Genomic DNA, 15,617 nt, shown 5'->3' with positions numbered 1-15,617 from the left:
TCATGCGCGCCATCGCCTTCGACCGGTACGGGCCGCCCGCCGACCTGCGCATCGTCGACGTGCCCGAGCCCGAGCTGCTCGAGGGCCGCGTGCTCGTGCGCGTCGAGGCCGTGGGGCTCAATCCGCTCGACTGGCACGAGGTGCGCGGGGATCCCTGGATGCTGCGGCTGCAGCGCGGACTGCGGGTCGCGGCGCCGCGCGTCGCCGGCGCGGACCTCGCGGGCACGGTCGTGGCGGTCGCCGACGACGTGACGGGCGTCGCGGTCGGCGATCGCGTCGTGGGCTCGACGGCCAGCGCGCTCGCCGAGGTGGCGCGCGTACGAGTGGAGAGCCTCGCGGTGCTGCCGCCGGAGGTGTCGTCGGAGGCGGCTGCAGCGCTGCCCGTCGCGGGCGTCACTGCGCTGCAGGCGCTGCGCGACGTCGGGGCGCTCCAGGCCGGCGAGCGCGTGCTCGTGTGGGGTGCGTCGGGCGGCGTCGGGCACCTGGCGGTGCAGCTCGCGCGCATCCTGGGCGCGGCCCGCGTCGAGGCGGTCGCCTCGCCTGCCCGGGCCGTGATGCTGCGCGACCTCGGCGTCGACGTCGTGCACGACCGCGACGCGGCGACGCCCGCCGGTCCATTCGACGTCGTCATCGACACGGTCTCGACGGCGTCGGTCGCGACGCTGCAGGGCATGCTCGCCCCCGGCGGCCGCGTCGTGACGGTGGGCGGCCTCGGCGGCGGACGACTGCTCGGCCCGCTCGCGTCGCTCGTGCGCCGATCCGTGGTGGGCGTCGTGCGGCGCGTGCACCTGCGCGGCATGCTCGCGCAGGTGCGCAGCCTCGACCTCGCGCAGCTCGTCGCCTGGACGGCGAGCGGGGCGCTGCGCCCTGTCGTCGCCGAGGTCGTGCCGTTCGACGCGGCGCCGGACGCGCTCGCGCTGCTCGAGCAGGGGCACGTCGCGGGCAAGCTCGTGGTGCGCGTCGACCGCGCGGAGATGCGATGAGCCGTCGCGATCGTGCGTGAACAATCCTCACGCGTCCCATAGGATCGGGACAGGAGATCGAGCGGCCGCTCGGTGCCGAGAGACATCGACGGACCAGGAGGTCCCATGGAGCTGTGCGTGCTGCCGCAGACCGGAGCGAGCGACGCGACCTGGCCGATCGTCATCGTCGTCGCTGCCGCCCTCATCGTGACGGGCGGCGTGCTGCTGCGCTCGGGTGCTGCCCGCCGCCGCGTGCTCACCGGCGTGGGAGCCCTCGCGATCGTCGGCGCGCTCGCGCTCGGCTCCGTCGCCGCGGCCCCCTCGGCGCAGGCCGACGCCGGCACGCGCGACTGCGTCACGGCCCCCACGGCTCCTGCGCCCACGCAGCCGTCCGAGGTGGCCCCGAGCGCGTCCGAGCTGCCCCCGCGCCCCGAGCCGACGATCCCCGAGATCGTCATCGTGACGCCCGCCGCGCCGACCGCAGCCGCGCAGTGCGGCCTCGCCCCGGCGATCTCCATCCCGACGCAGGAGGGCGTGACGTACACCGAGGCGCAGGAGGGACTGACGCTCACCGTGACCGCCGCGGCGCAGCCCGGCTACGTGCTCGCGATCGGCGCGCCCGCGTCGTGGACGTTCGACCTCACGCCGACGCCCGTCGCCGAGCTGCCCGTCGAGCTGCCCGAGCGCATCGTCGCGCTCCCCGTGCCGCAGGAGGGCCCCTCCGAGGAGCTGCGCCTGATCGTCTTCGAGCCCGCGGTGTTCGACGAGCTCGCGGCCGAGGGCGTCTCGTACCAGCTGACGACGGCCAACGCGGTCATCATCCCCTTCACCGTGTACGGCCCGGGCGACGTGCAGACCACCGACTCCGAGACCATCCCGTGGCTGGCGACGCTCGCGTACGACGAGGCGGCGCAGCAGCTCGTGCTCGCGATCGCCGACGGCGAGGCGTTCCAGGAGCGGGCCGACGCGGCCTACGCGGCAGTCGAGGCACGTCACCCCGGGGCCGAGGTCGTCCAGTCGGGCTTCCCCGACCTCGGCCTCGCCCTCGACACCATCTTCGAGCCCGGCCCCGGCTGCGCTCCCGAGGTGTCGACGGTGCCGATCGTGGTCGCCCCGCCGGTCTGATCCTCGACCGCACGACGACGGGACCGATGCGCGCGCATCGGCCCCGTCGTCGTGTCGGGCGCTAGGCCGCGACGACCTCCGAGTCCTGCTCCTTCTGCACGTACGTCAGCACGTCGTACTGCGCCACGACCTCGTCGTGCTGGTTCAGCAGGCGCGCATCCCAGCGCACCTCGCCGTACTCGTCGGTCTCGCGCGGCGTGATCTGCTTCGCCGTCAGCTCGACGCGGATGGAGTCGCCGGGCGAGACGGGCGTCATGAAGCGCAGGTGCTCGAGGCCCGTGTTCGCGAGCACGGGGCCTGGCGCCGGCTCGACGAAGAGGCCGGCGGCGAACGACACGAGCAGATAGCCGTGGGCGACGCGGCCGGGGAAGAACGGGTTCGCCTCGGCGGCGTCCTCGTCCATGTGCGCGTAGAACGTGTCGCCCGTGAAGTGCGCGAACGTCTCGATGTCATCGAGCGTCACCTCGCGCGACGGTGACGACACCTGGTCGCCGATGCGCAGCTCGGCGAGCGACTTGCGGAACGGATGCGTGCCGCCCGTCGTCGCCGGCGCACCCGCGTGCCACACGCCCGTGAGCGCCGTGAGCATGGCGGGGGAGCCCTGGATGGCGGTGCGCTGCATGTGGTGCAGCACGGCGCGGATGCCGCCGAGCTCCTCGCCGCCGCCTGCGCGGCCGGGGCCGCCGTGCAGCAGCATCGGCAGCGGCGAGCCGTGGCCGGTCGAGGCGCGGGCGTCGTCGCGGTCGAGCAGCAGCACGCGACCGTTCGAGGATGCGATGCGGCGCGTGAGCGTGGAGACGAACGCGGGGTCGTGGCTCGCGACGCTCGTCACGAGCGAGCCGCCGCCGCGGGCGACGAGGCGAGCGGCGTCGTCGGCGTCGGCGTAGCCGACGATCGACGAGACGGGGCCGAACGCCTCGACCTCGTGCAGCGCGGCCGCATCCGCGTCGGCGAAGCGCAGCAGCATCGGGGAGGCGAAGGCGCCGTCGGGCGCCTGGCCGGTCGAGCCGTCGGCGAGGCGCACCTCGGGGGCGTCGGTCGACCCGAGCACGAGCTCGCCGCCGGCCTCGACGAGCCGCGCGACCTGCCGCAGCACCTCGTCGCGCTGCTCGGTCGACGCGAGCGCTCCCATCGTCACGCCCTCGGCGCGCGGGTCGCCCACGACCACCTTGTCGGCGATGCGCTCGCGCACGGCGGCGACGACCGCATCCACCTGCTCCGTCGGCACGATCGCGCGACGGATGGCGGTGCACTTCTGGCCCGCCTTCGTCGTCATCTCTGCGACGAGGCCGCGCACGTACGCGGCGAACTCGGGCGTCTCGGGCGTCGCATCCGGCCCCAGCACGGAGGCGTTGATCGAGTCGGTCTCGCTCGTGAAGCGCACGCCGCCGGTCTGCACTGTGGCGTGGCTGCGCAGGCGCTCGGCCGTCGATGCGGAGCCCGTGAAGCCCACGAGGTCGCCGAGGCGCAGGTGGTCCATGAGGTCGCGCGCCGAGCCCGACACGAGCTGCACCGAGCCCGCGGGCAGGAGCCCCGACTCGACGAGGATGCGCACCATGTGCTCGGCGACGTAGCCCGTGGGCGTCGCCGGCTTGATGACCGTGGGCATGCCGGCGAGGAAGGCGGGCGCGAGCTTCTCGAGCGAGCCCCAGACGGGGAAGTTGAACGCGTTGACCTGCACCGCGACACCCGGCAGCGTCGTGGCGATGTGGCGGCCGAGGAACGAGCCGTCCTTCGACAGCGGCTCGACCGGCCCGTCGAGGTAGACGGTCGACTGCGGCATCTCGCGCCGCCCCTTCGACGAGTACGTGAAGAGCACGCCGATGCCGCCGTCGACGTCGACCCACGTGTCGGCCTTCGTCGCACCCGTGCGCGCCGACAGGGCGTAGAGCTCGTCCTTGCGCTCCGTGAGCGCGAGCGCCATCTGCTTCAACAGGATCGCGCGCTGGTGGAAGGTGAGCGGCGCGAGGCTCGCCTGGCCGACGGTGCGGGCGTGCTCGAGCGCGCCCGCGAGGTCGATGCCGGCGCTCGAGACGTGGCGAACGACCTCGCCGGTGGAGGCGTCGCGCACGACCGTCGCGTCGCTCACGTCGGCGGGGGTCCACCACGCGTCCTGCATGTAGCTCGGGAGCACCTTGGTCATCGTCGTCCTTCCGGTGGTTCGTTCGTTCGGCCGTCGGGGCCGTCAGTCGTAGTCGTAGAAGCCGCTGCCGCTCTTGCGGCCCAGGCGCCCGTCGGCGACCATCTGCCGCAGCAGCGCGGGCGGCGCGAAGCGCGGGCCGAGCTCGGCCTCGAGCTGCTCGGCGATGCCGAGACGCACGTCGAGGCCCACGACGTCGGTCGTCTTCAGCGGACCCATGGGATGGCGGTAGCCGAGCTCCATGGCGGCGTCGATGTCGGCGGCCGACGCGACGCCCTCCTCGAGCATGCGGATGGCCTCGAGGCCCAGCATCACGCCGAGGCGGCTGGAGGCGAATCCGGGGGAGTCGCGCACCGTGACGGCGGCCTTGCCGAGCGCCTCGACCCAGCCCTGCGCGCTCTCGACGACGTCGGCGTCGGTCGCGTCGCCGACGACGACCTCGACGAGCCTCGACGCCGGCACGGGGTTGAAGAAGTGGAGGCCGATGAATCGGTGCGGGCGCGCGAGGGGCTGCGCGAGGGAGGCGATGCCGATCGACGACGTGTTCGTGGCGAGCACGGCGTCGTCGTCGATGGCGGCCTCGGCGCGAGCGAGCGCGTCGGCCTTGAGCGCGGGATCCTCGGGCACGGCCTCGATCACGAGGCCGCAGCCGGCGAACGCGGATGCGTCGGTCGCGGTGGTGAGCGCGGCGACGAGCGCGGCGCGGTCGGCGTCGAGGCCGCGCGCGAGCGAGCCGTCGATCGCCTGCTCCACGCGCTCGCGAGCGCCGGCAGCCGCATCCGCATCACGCTCGACGACCGTCACCTGCGCGCCGGCCAGCACGAACGCGTGCGCGATGCCCGCGCCCATGCGGCCGCCGCCGAGCACGCCGACGCGTGCCGGGACGCCGCCGAGCCCGCTCCTTGAGGTGCGAGCGGAGCGAGCCTCGAAAGGTGCACCACCGACGCTCATCGCTTCGCCTTGCGCTCGAGGAACTCGGTCATCCGTCGCTCCTTCTCGGGGCTCTCGAAGAGGATCGCCTGCTCCTCGCAGTCGACGCGCGGATGCTCGGCGCGCGGCGCCGCGAGGGCGCGCTTCGTCGCCTGGATGGCGTCGGCGTCGAGACTCGCGATCTGCTCGGCGGCCGCGATGGCCTCGGCGAGCGGGTCGTCGACGACGCGCGACACGATGCCGAGCCGCAGCGCCTCGTCGGCGTCCACGATGCGCGCCGTGAGCAGGAGGTCGGCCGCGACGCCGTGGCCCGCGATCTCGGGCAGGCGCCACGTCGCGCCCGCCGCGGCGAGGATGCCGAGGCCCGGCTCGGGGTTGCCGAGGCGCAGCGTGGGCGAGGCGAAGCGGATGTCGGCGGCGAAGGCCAGCTCGGCGCCGCCGCCGAGCGCGAAGCCCTCGAGCGCGGCGATGACCGGCATCGGCAGCGCGTGCACGCGCGCGAACGCCGTGGCGTTGATGCCGCGCAGCGCGTCGGCGGCGCGGCGCTCGCGCAGCTGCGCGATGTCGGCGCCGCCCGCGAAGACGCCGCCGGCGCCCGTGAGGATGAGCGTCGCAGGGTTCGCCTCGAGGTCGGCGCACAGCGCGTGCAGGTCGTCGATCGTCGCCTGGTCGATGGCGTTGCGCCGCTCGGGCCGGTCGAGCGTCGCGAGCACGTAGGCGTCGTGGCGCTCGACGCGCAGGGCGCCGGTCATGCGAGGTCCCTTGCTAGGTGGTCGTCCCGTTTCGCTCCCTGAGGTGCGAACGAAGTGAGCCTCGAAGGGTTCTCAGAGAGGCGCATGCTCGCGACCCGATCGCGATGCCCCTTTCGAGGCTCGCCTAGCGGCTCGCACCTCAAGGGGCGGTCCTGTGCGATCAGCGCGTGGGAAGGCATCACACCCGCTCCAGGATCATCGCGGTGCCCTGGCCCACGCCGACGCACATCGTGGCGAGGCCGCGGTCGACGCCCTCGCGCTCCATGCGGCCCAACAGCGTCACGACGATGCGGCAGCCCGACGAGCCGAGCGGATGCCCCAGCGCGATCGCGCCGCCGTCGGCGTTCACGATCGCCTCGTCGAGGCCGAGGCGGCGCACGCACGCGAGGCCCTGCGCCGCGAACGCCTCGTTGAGCTCGACGGCACCGATGTCGCCGATCGTCAGCCCGGCGCGCTCGAGCGCCTTCCTCGTGGCCGGCACGGGGCCGAGGCCCATGACCTCGGGCTCGAGCGCGGCGCTCACGGCGGAGACGATGCGGGCGCGCGGCGTGAGGCCGTACCGCTCGACGGCGGCGGCGCTCGCGACCACGATCGCCGAGGCGCCGTCGTTGAGCGACGACGCGTTGCCGGCCGTCACGACCGAGCCGCCCGCGACGACGGGCCGCAGCCCCGCGAGCGTCTCGAGCGACGTGTCGCGACGCGGACCCTCGTCGACCGACACCTCGCCCGCCTTCGTCGGCACCGCCACGATCTCGTCGGCGAACCGCCCGGCGTCGATCGCGGCGATGGCGCGCTCGTGCGAGCGCACGGCGAACGCATCCGCATCCGCACGGCTGATGCCGTCGACGCGCGCGACCTCCTCGGCCGTCTCGGGCATCGTGAACACGGCCTTGTCGCGGGCCGCGAGCCGCGGGTTCGTGAAGCGCCAGCCGATCGACGTGTCGAACGCGTCGCCGGGCTTGGCCCAGGCGCGCTCGGGCTTCGCCTGCACCCACGGTGCGCGCGTCATCGACTCGACGCCGCCGGCGACGACGAGGTCGGCGTCGCCGGCGCGGATCGCCTGCGACGCGAGCTGGATGGCCGACATGCCGGAGGCGCAGAGCCGGTTCACGGTGATGCCGGGCACGTCGTCGGGCAGCCCCGCGAGCAGCACGGCCATGCGCGCGACATTGCGGTTGTCCTCGCCGGCCTGGTTCGCGGCGCCGAGGATGACCTCGTCGACCGCCGCCCCGTCGATGCCGGCGCGGCGTACGGCCTCGCCCACGACGAGCGCCGCGAGGTCGTCGGGCCGCACGGATGCGAGGGCGCCGCCGTAGCGGCCGACCGGCGTGCGCACGCCACCCACGAGGTACGCCTCGGGCATCCGTCCTCCTCGACGAATCGGGGCCGGATGCGCGGGCTCGCGAATTCCTGACCGTTCGTTCAGGAATGCTAGCGCACGCGGTCGTCGCCGTGCCAGCCGCGACCGCGCGCGACGGCCCGGCCTCCTCGCCGAGAGCGAACGCTGTCAAGGCCGCGCGAACCACCTGCCCGCGTTCCTAGCGTGGACGTACCGCACATCACCGAACCATCTGGAGGCACAGCATGGCCCAGCTCGACGGCAAGAAGGTCGCATTCCTGCTCACCGACGGCTTCGAGGACTCGGAGCTCACGAGCCCCTGGGATGCCGTGACCGGCGAGGGCGCGACGGCGACGCTCGTGAGCCCGAAGGAGGGCTCGGTCGAGGGCAAGAACGGCCACGTGCAGGCCGTCGACCTCGCCGCATCCGCTGCCGACGCATCCGACTTCGACGCGCTCGTGCTGCCCGGCGGCACCGGCAACGCCGACCACCTGCGGCTCGACGCCGCATCCGTCGCCTTCGCCGGCGCGTTCTTCGACCAGCACAAGCCCGTCTCGGTCATCTGCCACGGCGCGTGGATCCTCACCGAGGCCGACGCCGTGCGCGGTCGCCGCATGACGAGCTTCCCGAGCCTGCGCACCGACCTGATCAACGCCGGCGCCGAGTGGGTCGACGAGGAGGTCGTCGTCGACCAGGGGCTCACCTCGAGCCGCACGCCCGACGACCTGCCCGCGTTCAACGCCAAGACGATCGAGGAGATCTCGGAGGGCCAGCACACGGGCCAGACGCGCTGAGCCACCGGCGCGACGCCGTTCGCGCCGGATGAGCGCGGCGGATCGGATGCATGGGGGCATCCGGCTCGCCGCACGTGTTCCGGGGCCAGCCGGACACGACGAAGGGGCCGCCCTCGCGGGCGACCCCTTCGTGCTGCCTGCGACTACGGACGCCAGACGAGCGGCTCGCCGTCGTAGTCGTCGTAGACCGTGTCGTACGGGCCGTAGCTGATGCCCGCGAGCTCGTCGCCGCCGGCCGTCGCGACGATGAAGCACGTCGTGTGCGGCGTGCCCGAGTCGAACTCGGGGTCGATCGACGCGGTGTCGCACGGCTCGAACGAGCCGAAGATCGAGATGTCCTGCAGCGCGCGGTCGGCCTGGTCGAGGCCGCCGAAGTCGATGTAGATCGAGTCGTACTCGAGCGCGGCCGTCATCGGGGCGACCTGGCGCATCTCGACGTCGACGTACAGCGGCGTGTAGCCCTCGAGCTGGTCGAGGAACTCCTGGTCGAGGCCCGCGGCCTCGAAGTCGGCGACCGAGCCGGTGCGCACGCCCGTCACGGTGATCTCGACGAGCTGCGCCTGGTCGTCGAGGTTGATGAGCTCGACGGTCGCGTACTCGCCGAAGGCGAACTCCGAGCCGGGGGCGGCGGCCTCGCCGGGCGCCGATGCGGGCTGCTCCTCCTCCGCCTCCTCGCTCTCGGCGGGGGCCGAGCTGGTCTCAGGTGCCGTCGTCTCGGGCGTCTCCGTGGGCACCGCGGGCGGCGTCGGGATGCAGGCGGTGAGGCCGAGGGCAGCGGCGGCGACGATGGTGGCGAGCAGTGGGGCGCGGCGCGCGGGCATGGAGGTGCCTCTCTTCGAGCAGTGGGACTGCCTCCACCGTAGGAAGGGGCCGCTGGACGCCGGCTGGCCCTTGCCTGGACATGCTGTGAGGATCCGTCGGCGCGGATGCGCTACGCGGGTGCGCTCGGCGGCGCCACCCCTCGCCGCATCCGCCGCAGCGTGGCTAGCGTCGAGCACATGGTCGATCGACATGACGTGCGCCGCGCCTCCGATGCTGCGAAGGGTGCCGCCGACGATGCCGAGCGGCACGCATCCCGCCTCGAGCGCAGCCGGGGGATGCGCGTCGCCGCCCGCGTCGGGCATGTCGCGAACGGCATCGTGCACCTCGCCCTCGCCGGCATCGTGGTGGCGGTCGCCGTCGGCGCCGGTGGCGGCTCGGCCGACCAGGGTGGCGCGATGCAGGCGCTCGCGTCGACGCCCGCGGGCGTCGGCGCCCTGTGGGCCGTGGCGATCGCGATGCTCGCCCTCGCGGCCTTCGCCGTGCTCGAGGGCATCGCGCAGCGCGCGAGCGACGGGGCGAAGGCGCTCGCGAAGGGCATCGGGAAGGCGATCGCCTACGGCGCCGTCGCGGTCACGGGCATCCGCACGGCGCTCGGTGGCGGCAGCGACGGCGACCAGCAGGCGCAGTCGGCCACGGGCCAGCTCATGGCGCAGCCGCTCGGCCAGGTGCTCGTCGGCATCGTGGGCGTCGGGATCCTCGCGATCGGCATCGCGTTCGTCGTGATGGGCGTGCGTCGCTCGTTCGAGAAGCACATTTCGCCGCCGGCGTCGGCACGGCGGGCTGCCATGGCGCTCGGCGTCGTCGGCTACGTCGCGAAGGGCGTCGCGATCGCCGTCGTCGGGGTGCTGTTCGTCGCCGCCGCGATCGCGCACGACCCGTCGCAGGCCGGCGGGCTCGACGATGCGCTGAAGTCGCTGCAGCAGCTGCCGTTCGGCGTCGTGCTGCTGCTCGTCGTCGGGCTCGGGATCGGCGCGTACGGCGTCTTCTCGATCGCGCGCGGCGTCTGGGCGTCGAAGCGCTGAGGCGCGTCCGCCCGCGCGGATGCGTACGGAGCGGGCGCTCGAGCGCGATGCGCACCCGAGGCGGCGCTGCGTGCGCATCGCGGTGCGTCAGCCCGCTCGGGGCGGGGTGCCGGGCGCGCTCGGCGCCGCCGAGTCGTCAGTTGCGACGACCGCGCATCGCGGACCGCAGACCCGTCGGCGGCACGGGACGCGGCGCCTTCGGCTGCTCCGCGTCGGGCGTGGCTGGTGCGTCGCCGCTCGCGTCGCGCGCGATCGACCGCAGGCGAGCGTCGAGCGCGCCGAGGTCGAGCGGCGTCTCGCCGAGCTCGCGGCCGAGCGTGCGCAGCACGCGGGCAGCGGTCGCGGCATCCTCGGGCGTGATCGCTGAGTCGATGCGGTCGTGCACCGCAGCATCGCCCTGCTGCGCGCGGGCGCGGGCGACGACGCGGGCGACCTGCTCGACGAGCAGCGCGAGCCCCGGGCTCCTCGGCGCGGGACTGCCGGGCACGGATGCGGGCATGGCGACCTCCTGCATCCACGATCCGCGCTCGGCGCTCGGGCGTCAATCCCGCGACCGGTCGCTCGTGGTGCTGACTGGTCACTGGTGGTGCTGACTGGTCACTGGTGGTGCTGACTGGTCACTGGTGGTGCTGACTGGTCACTCGTGGTGTCGACTGGTCACTGGTGGGGATCGAGTCGTCACTCGTGGGTGCAACGAGCGACCATTCCCCACCACGAGCGACCAGTCACCCCTTCGGATGTGGGGCGCGGCACGGCATAGGCTCGACCCGTGCTGCTCAGCGACCGCGACATCCGTGCCCGTCTGGACTCCGGCGAGCTGGGCCTCGACCCGTTCGACCCGTCGATGGTGCAGCCGTCGAGCGTCGACGTGCGGCTCGACCGGCAGTTCCGGCTGTTCGACAACCACCGGTACCCGTTCATCGATCCGTCGATCGACCAGCCCGAGCTCACGCGACTCGTCGACACCCCCGACGGCGAGGCGTTCATCCTGCACCCCGGCGAGTTCGTGCTCGGCGCGACGTTCGAGCGCGTCTCGCTGCCCGCCGACGTCGCCGCCCGACTCGAGGGCAAGTCGTCGCTCGGCCGCCTCGGTCTGCTGACGCACTCGACCGCCGGCTTCATCGACCCCGGATTCTCGGGTCACGTGACGCTCGAGCTCGCGAACGTGTCGACGCTGCCCGTGAAGCTGTGGCCCGGCATGAAGATCGGGCAGATCTGCTACTTCCAGCTGACGAGCCCGTCGGAGCACCCCTACGGCACTGGCGACAACAAGAACCGCTACCAGGGTCAGCGCGGCCCGACGGCGAGCCGCTCGTTCGCGTCGTTCCACCTCACGCCCGTCCCCCCGGCGCCGCTGGAGGACTGACGCGCGGGCGGGGCTGCCGATCGTCGATCGGCCGATTCCTGCGCTGATTGGCGACTTCGTGCGGTGATTGGCCACCTTCTGCGATCGAGTGGTCACGTTCTGCGTCGGAACCCGCTCGATTGGCGCCAATGTGCGCCAATCGACGACGCGATGGCCCAGCGCCGACGCGTCAGAGCGCCGTCACCGTGCGCGTGCCCGCGTCCCATCGACGCAGGGCGACGCCCTCGCATGCGAGCTCGCCGCCGACGAGCGGCAGCGCACGCTCGAGGTCCGCGAGGCGCAGGCGTCGCGCGAGCGTGACGTGCGGCGTCCACGTGCCGGGCGCCATGTGGTCGACGTCGTCGCCGGCGCCCGCCGCATCCCGCACCGCGGCCTGCAGCGCGAGCAGCGCCGCTGACGGCACCACCGAGCGCACGAGCACGCGCCGGTCGCCGTCGCCGAACAGCAGCGGCGCGCCCAGCACGAGCGGCACCGGCAGCGCATCGTCGGGTAGGGCGAGCGGATGCGGCACGCCCCCGCGCCGCGCGAGCAGCGTGACGTGCGGACGGTTCGACGGCGACGTGTGCGGCGCCATGCTCGACAGCCCGGCCGCGGCGAGCGCATCCCATTCGGCGCGCACGGCGGCCTCGGCGTCGGCGTCGAGCAGCAGCTCGATGCTGGTGATGGGCGCTGGCTCCATGGCTCCAATATGGGAGATGTGCACGTGAGCGGGCGACCATCCGCGCATGCGGGCCTGCCGTGTCGCTCAGGTGCACATCTCCTCGCGTGACCGACGGGTGCGCGGCGAGATGTGCGCGAATCCAGGCTCTTGCGGCGCTCAGCGCCACATGGCCTCGGATTCGCGCACATTCCGCCGGGCACGACGACGGGCCGCACCTCGCGGTGCGGCCCGTCGTGCTGGATGGGTCAGCCCTGGTGGCGTCGGCCGTGGCCGCGCTCGGGCAGGTGCTCGGCGCGCACGGCGCGAGCGATGGTGCGCAGGGTGCGCATCGTCGCCTCGTGGTCGGCGTGGCTCACGCTCGCCGCCATCGTGCGCTCGACGGCCTCGCGGCCCGAGCGGTGCTCGGCGAACGCCACGATGCGCGCGGTGCGCAGGATGCGGCGGTCGAGCCGGCGCTGCCGGCCGCGGGCGCCGCGGTGGTCGGCGCGCTCGTCGCGCATCCGCTCGCCGTCGGCAGGACGGCCGGGGCCGAAGCCGGGGCCGAAGGGGCGCGGGCCGAAGCCCGGGCCGAACGGACGAGGGCCGAAGCCGCGGCCGCCGTGACCGATGGGGCGGCCGAACGCACGGCCGGGGTGCATGCCGCGGCCGAAGGGACGGCGGTCGTCGAGCGGCGTGCGCTCGTCGCGCTCGTCGCGCTCGTCGCCCGCTGCCTCCGGGCCGAAGCCGCGGTGGCCGGGGCCGAAGCCCGTGCGGCCGTGGCCGCGGTGCGGGTGCTCGCCGTGCGGGTGGCCGGCGTGGGGGTGCTCGCAGCGGCGCTCGTCGCGCGGCTCGGGCGTGGACTCGTTCTGGATGTCGTGGGTGCTCAAGATGGCTCCTTCAGGATCTTCGGCGATGCCGGGCGCCTGGGTGGCGTCGGGTCGGGCGTCCGCGGCTCGATGGAGTCGAGGGGCGGATGCGGCGACCGTTCCTGTCGCATCGCAAGTGCATGTCGAAGTGCATGCATATGTAGGATGACATGCATGCGCCCGCCACGTCAAGACCCCGCATCCGACGAATCCGTCGCAGCCGTCGCCGATGCGCTCGACGCCCTCGCGATCCTGCGCCGCGGGCGAGGCGTGCCCGGCCCGGGCGGCCCGTGGATGCGGGGTCGTGGCCGTGGGCCGGGAGATGCGGAGGCCGGCGCTCCGTTCGGTGGCCCCGGCCCGTTCGGCGGCCCGCCGCCCTTCGGCCGCGGAGACCGTGGCGGGTGGCCGCACGACGCGGACTCGAACGGCGACGACGCGCATCGCGGCCACGGTCCGCACGGCCGAGGCCCCGGAGGACGCGGACGCATGATGGCCGTGCACCGTGCCCTCGCCGTGCTCGCCGCATCCGACGAGCCCATGTCGATCACCGACCTCGGCGCCGCGATCGGCATCGACCAGCCGCGCGCATCCCGCGTCGTGCAGATGCTGCAGCACGAGGGGCTCGTGCGGCGCGAGCCCGACCCGTCGGATGCGCGGCGCACGCGCATCGTCGTGACGGCCAAGGGCCGCGGTCACGCCGACGAGCACCGCGAGCGCCGCGCGGCACCGGTCGCGGAGGCGCTCGCTGCCCTCGAGCCGTCCGAGCGTCAGCAGCTCGCGGCCCTCCTCGCCCGCGTCGTCGCCGCCTGGCCCCGCGCCTGAGCCCCGCTGACTGGTCGCAGCTTCCGCTCGACTGGTCGCCATTGCACCGAAGCTGCGACCAGTGTGGTGCAACTGCGACCAGTCACCGCAAGAAGTGGCCAATCGACGTGAGGCGCGGGGCCCGCGGAATGCCCACCCGCCCGACCCGTTGCACCTGGGGAGGGCGGCGATAGCACGCGCGCGCACCGCGCGACAGGCACGACGCCGACCCGCACGACGACGACGGAGAGGGTGCAGCATGGGGAGCATGCGCTACGGATACAAGGCCAGCGCCGAGCAGTTCACGCCCGCCGAGCTCCTCGACCTCGTGGTCGAGGCCGAGCGCGTCGGGTTCGACTCGGCCTTCATCTCCGACCACCTGCAGCCCTGGCGGCACGAGGGCGGTCACGCGCCCAACGCGCTCACGTGGCTCGGCATGGCCGCCGAGCGCACGAGCAGCATCGTGCTCGGCACGAGCGTGCTCACCCCCACGCTGCGCTACCACCCGGCGGTCATCGCGCAGGCGTTCGGCACGCTCGGCCAGGTGCATCCTGGCCGCTTCATCCTCGGCGTCGGCACGGGCGAGGCGCTCAACGAGCACGCGATCGGCGTCGAGTTCCCCGACGGCCCCGAGCGCTTCGCGCGCCTGCGCGAGGCCGTGCGCCTCATCCGCCAGCTGTGGAAGGAGGATCTCGTCACCTTCGAGGGCGAGCACTACTCCACCGACGGCGCGACCATCTACGACAAGCCGCACGAGCGCATCCCGATCTACGTCGCCGGCGGCGGCCCCGCCACGACGCGCTACGCCGGCCGGGTCGGCGACGGTCACATCTGCACCTCCGGCAAGGGCGACGCCTACTACCAGGAGACGATCATCCCCAACCTCGAGGAGGGGATCGCGAAGGGCGGCCGCACGGATGCGGACGTCGACCGCATGATCGAGATCAAGGTGTCGTACGACCGCGACCCCGAGCGCGCGCTCGAGAACACGCGCTTCTGGGCGGCGCTGTCGCTGACGCCCGAGCAGAAGCAGTCGGTGCACTCGCCCACCGAGATGCAGCGCCTCGCCGACGAGCTGCCGATCGAGCAGGTCGCGAAGCGCTGGATCGTCTCGTCGGACCCCGAGGAGACGGCCGCCGCCATCCAGCACTACGTCGACCTCGGCTTCACCCACCTGGTCTTCCACGGGCCGGGCCACGACCAGCAGCGCTTCCTCGACCAGTTCGCCGAGGACGTGCTGCCGCTGCTCGAGAAGGGAGCATGATGCAGATCACGATCATCGGAGGCCACGGCAAGGTCGCGCTGCTCGCGGCGCCCCTGCTCGCGCAGGCCGGCCACGAGGTGCGCTCGATCATCCGCAACCCCGACCACGAGGCCGACGTCGTCGCCGCGGGTGCGACGCCCGTCGTCGCCGACGTCGAGTCGATGGACGCCGCCGCCCTCACGCAGCTGCTGCAGGGCTCGGATGCGGTCGTCTGGTCGGCCGGTGCAGGCGGCGGCGACGCCGCGCGCACGACCGCGGTCGACCGCGACGCCGCCGTGCGCTCGATGCATGCCGCGCAGGCCGCGGGCGCGACGCGGTACGTGATGGTGTCGTACTTCGGCGCCGGACCCGACCATGGCGTGCCCGCCGACTCGTCGTTCCGCGCGTACGCCGACGCGAAGTCCGATGCCGACGCCGCGCTCGCCGCGTCGGCGCTCGACTGGGTCATCCTGCGCCCGAGCGGGCTCACGCTCGACGAGCCGACCGGTGCGGTCGAGGTGCGGCAGCTGGATGCGTCGGTCGAGTCCGGCACGATCTCGCGCGCCGACGTGGCCGCGCTCGTGGCTGCGGTGCTCGAGCGCCCTGCGCTGACGAAGGCGATCGTCGAGGTGAACACGGGCGCGACGCCGATCGGCGAGGCGTTGGACGCGCTGGTCGCGAGGGGCTGAGGCGCGCTGACCGCCATCGCGCCGCGGCGGGATGTCCGCGTCGCAATGACCGCTCCTTGAGGTGCGAGCCCCTGGGCGAGCCTCGAAAGGTGCCCCGGCGTCGCCGCAGGGCACCTTTCGAGGCTC

16 protein-coding genes are annotated in these 15,617 nt (G+C 73.8%); 8 read left to right on the top strand and 8 right to left on the bottom strand.

The window, feature by feature from the left end; all coding sequences use genetic code 11:
• The first annotated feature begins 2 nt into the window (after positions 1 to 2).
• Both BLQ67_RS06890 and BLQ67_RS06885 read left to right on the top strand, forming a co-directional pair.
• Entirely contained in the window at positions 3 to 983 is a 981-nt protein-coding gene (locus BLQ67_RS06890; RefSeq protein ID WP_092503651.1) for an NAD(P)-dependent alcohol dehydrogenase, read from the top strand.
• Between the two features lie 105 nt (positions 984 to 1,088).
• On the top strand, positions 1,089 to 2,087 hold the full coding sequence (locus tag BLQ67_RS06885; RefSeq protein WP_092503649.1) for an LPXTG cell wall anchor domain-containing protein: 999 nt from the start codon (positions 1,089 to 1,091) through the stop codon (positions 2,085 to 2,087).
• A gap of 61 nt (positions 2,088 to 2,148) precedes the next feature.
• Here the strand turns inward: BLQ67_RS06885 and paaZ are convergent, their stop codons facing one another.
• The 4 genes from paaZ to BLQ67_RS06865 form a co-directional block, all read right to left on the bottom strand.
• Entirely contained in the window at positions 2,149 to 4,230 is a 2,082-nt protein-coding gene (gene paaZ / locus BLQ67_RS06880; protein ID WP_092503647.1) for a phenylacetic acid degradation bifunctional protein PaaZ, read from the bottom strand.
• A 42-nt stretch (positions 4,231 to 4,272) separates the two neighbouring features.
• Positions 4,273 to 5,178, bottom strand: a complete 906-nt coding sequence (locus BLQ67_RS06875; protein ID WP_092503645.1) for a 3-hydroxyacyl-CoA dehydrogenase family protein — start codon at positions 5,176 to 5,178, stop codon at positions 4,273 to 4,275.
• Entirely contained in the window at positions 5,175 to 5,909 is a 735-nt protein-coding gene (locus BLQ67_RS06870; RefSeq protein ID WP_092503643.1) for an enoyl-CoA hydratase/isomerase family protein, read from the bottom strand. The genes BLQ67_RS06875 and BLQ67_RS06870 overlap by 4 nt, the downstream gene beginning before the upstream one ends.
• Positions 5,910 to 6,087: 178 nt before the next feature.
• Positions 6,088 to 7,272: a thiolase family protein gene (locus BLQ67_RS06865; RefSeq protein ID WP_092503641.1), complete on the bottom strand. Its 1,185-nt coding sequence runs from the start codon at positions 7,270 to 7,272 to the stop codon at positions 6,088 to 6,090.
• A gap of 221 nt (positions 7,273 to 7,493) precedes the next feature.
• Between BLQ67_RS06865 and BLQ67_RS06860 the strand changes: the two genes are divergently transcribed.
• Positions 7,494 to 8,042 carry a type 1 glutamine amidotransferase domain-containing protein gene (locus BLQ67_RS06860; protein WP_092503639.1) on the top strand — a complete coding sequence of 183 codons (549 nt, stop codon included), beginning with the start codon at positions 7,494 to 7,496 and terminating at the stop codon, positions 8,040 to 8,042.
• 143 nt (positions 8,043 to 8,185) lie between these two features.
• Here BLQ67_RS06860 and BLQ67_RS06855 read toward each other — a convergent pair whose 3' ends face one another.
• A complete protein-coding gene (locus BLQ67_RS06855; protein ID WP_092503637.1) occupies positions 8,186 to 8,863 on the bottom strand; it encodes a hypothetical protein in 678 nt (225 codons plus the stop codon).
• Positions 8,864 to 9,040: 177 nt separating this feature from the next.
• Here BLQ67_RS06855 and BLQ67_RS06850 point away from each other — a divergent pair, with 177 nt between their 5' ends.
• The gene (locus BLQ67_RS06850) at positions 9,041 to 9,886 is read left to right on the top strand and encodes a DUF1206 domain-containing protein (protein WP_172802263.1); all 846 of its coding nucleotides are present in this window, start codon (positions 9,041 to 9,043) and stop codon (positions 9,884 to 9,886) included.
• 136 nt (positions 9,887 to 10,022) lie between these two features.
• Here the strand turns inward: BLQ67_RS06850 and BLQ67_RS06845 are convergent, their stop codons facing one another.
• Positions 10,023 to 10,385: a hypothetical protein gene (locus tag BLQ67_RS06845; RefSeq protein ID WP_157674704.1), complete on the bottom strand. Its 363-nt coding sequence runs from the start codon at positions 10,383 to 10,385 to the stop codon at positions 10,023 to 10,025.
• Between the two features lie 270 nt (positions 10,386 to 10,655).
• Between BLQ67_RS06845 and dcd the strand changes: the two genes are divergently transcribed.
• A complete protein-coding gene (gene dcd, locus BLQ67_RS06840) occupies positions 10,656 to 11,252 on the top strand; it encodes a dCTP deaminase (protein ID WP_092503632.1) in 597 nt (198 codons plus the stop codon).
• Positions 11,253 to 11,421: 169 nt separating this feature from the next.
• Here the strand turns inward: dcd and BLQ67_RS06835 are convergent, their stop codons facing one another.
• Both BLQ67_RS06835 and BLQ67_RS16700 read right to left on the bottom strand, forming a co-directional pair.
• A complete protein-coding gene (locus BLQ67_RS06835; protein WP_231945193.1) occupies positions 11,422 to 11,931 on the bottom strand; it encodes a 2'-5' RNA ligase family protein in 510 nt (169 codons plus the stop codon).
• Between the two features lie 227 nt (positions 11,932 to 12,158).
• Entirely contained in the window at positions 12,159 to 12,779 is a 621-nt protein-coding gene (locus tag BLQ67_RS16700; protein WP_092503630.1) for a hypothetical protein, read from the bottom strand.
• 153 nt (positions 12,780 to 12,932) lie between these two features.
• Here BLQ67_RS16700 and BLQ67_RS16945 point away from each other — a divergent pair, with 153 nt between their 5' ends.
• The 3 genes from BLQ67_RS16945 (at position 12,933) to BLQ67_RS06815 (ending at position 15,491) form a co-directional block, all read left to right on the top strand.
• On the top strand, positions 12,933 to 13,580 hold the full coding sequence (locus BLQ67_RS16945; protein ID WP_269457106.1) for a MarR family winged helix-turn-helix transcriptional regulator: 648 nt from the start codon (positions 12,933 to 12,935) through the stop codon (positions 13,578 to 13,580).
• 238 nt (positions 13,581 to 13,818) lie between these two features.
• Positions 13,819 to 14,823 (top strand): glucose-6-phosphate dehydrogenase (coenzyme-F420), encoded by a 1,005-nt coding sequence (gene fgd, locus BLQ67_RS06820; RefSeq protein WP_092503629.1) that lies wholly within the window; start codon positions 13,819 to 13,821, stop codon positions 14,821 to 14,823.
• Positions 14,820 to 15,491, top strand: coding sequence for an NAD(P)-dependent oxidoreductase (locus tag BLQ67_RS06815; protein WP_092503627.1), 672 nt, complete (start codon positions 14,820 to 14,822; stop codon positions 15,489 to 15,491). Before fgd ends, BLQ67_RS06815 begins: the two co-directional genes overlap by 4 nt.
• Positions 15,492 to 15,617: the final 126 nt, after the last annotated feature.

The organism is Agrococcus jejuensis, from assembly GCF_900099705.1.
Taxonomy (GTDB): Bacteria; Actinomycetota; Actinomycetes; order Actinomycetales; family Microbacteriaceae; genus Agrococcus; species Agrococcus jejuensis.
Note: the sequence above shows the minus strand (reverse complement) of the source record. Positions and strands in the feature narration are given on the sequence as shown.

Coding starts and splice junctions, on each gene's coding strand:
- BLQ67_RS06890 (WP_092503651.1), top strand. CDS start 3: ATGCGCGCCATCGCCTTCGACCGGTACGGGCCGCCCGCCGACCTGCGC.
- BLQ67_RS06885 (WP_092503649.1), top strand. CDS start 1,089: ATGGAGCTGTGCGTGCTGCCGCAGACCGGAGCGAGCGACGCGACCTGG.
- paaZ (WP_092503647.1), bottom strand. CDS start 4,230: ATGACCAAGGTGCTCCCGAGCTACATGCAGGACGCGTGGTGGACCCCC.
- BLQ67_RS06875 (WP_092503645.1), bottom strand. CDS start 5,178: ATGAGCGTCGGTGGTGCACCTTTCGAGGCTCGCTCCGCTCGCACCTCA.
- BLQ67_RS06870 (WP_092503643.1), bottom strand. CDS start 5,909: ATGACCGGCGCCCTGCGCGTCGAGCGCCACGACGCCTACGTGCTCGCG.
- BLQ67_RS06865 (WP_092503641.1), bottom strand. CDS start 7,272: ATGCCCGAGGCGTACCTCGTGGGTGGCGTGCGCACGCCGGTCGGCCGC.
- BLQ67_RS06860 (WP_092503639.1), top strand. CDS start 7,494: ATGGCCCAGCTCGACGGCAAGAAGGTCGCATTCCTGCTCACCGACGGC.
- BLQ67_RS06855 (WP_092503637.1), bottom strand. CDS start 8,863: ATGCCCGCGCGCCGCGCCCCACTGCTCGCCACCATCGTCGCCGCCGCT.
- BLQ67_RS06850 (WP_172802263.1), top strand. CDS start 9,041: ATGGTCGATCGACATGACGTGCGCCGCGCCTCCGATGCTGCGAAGGGT.
- BLQ67_RS06845 (WP_157674704.1), bottom strand. CDS start 10,385: ATGCCCGCATCCGTGCCCGGCAGTCCCGCGCCGAGGAGCCCGGGGCTC.
- BLQ67_RS06835 (WP_231945193.1), bottom strand. CDS start 11,931: ATGGAGCCAGCGCCCATCACCAGCATCGAGCTGCTGCTCGACGCCGAC.
- BLQ67_RS16945 (WP_269457106.1), top strand. CDS start 12,933: ATGCGCCCGCCACGTCAAGACCCCGCATCCGACGAATCCGTCGCAGCC.
- fgd (WP_092503629.1), top strand. CDS start 13,819: ATGGGGAGCATGCGCTACGGATACAAGGCCAGCGCCGAGCAGTTCACG.
- BLQ67_RS06815 (WP_092503627.1), top strand. CDS start 14,820: ATGATGCAGATCACGATCATCGGAGGCCACGGCAAGGTCGCGCTGCTC.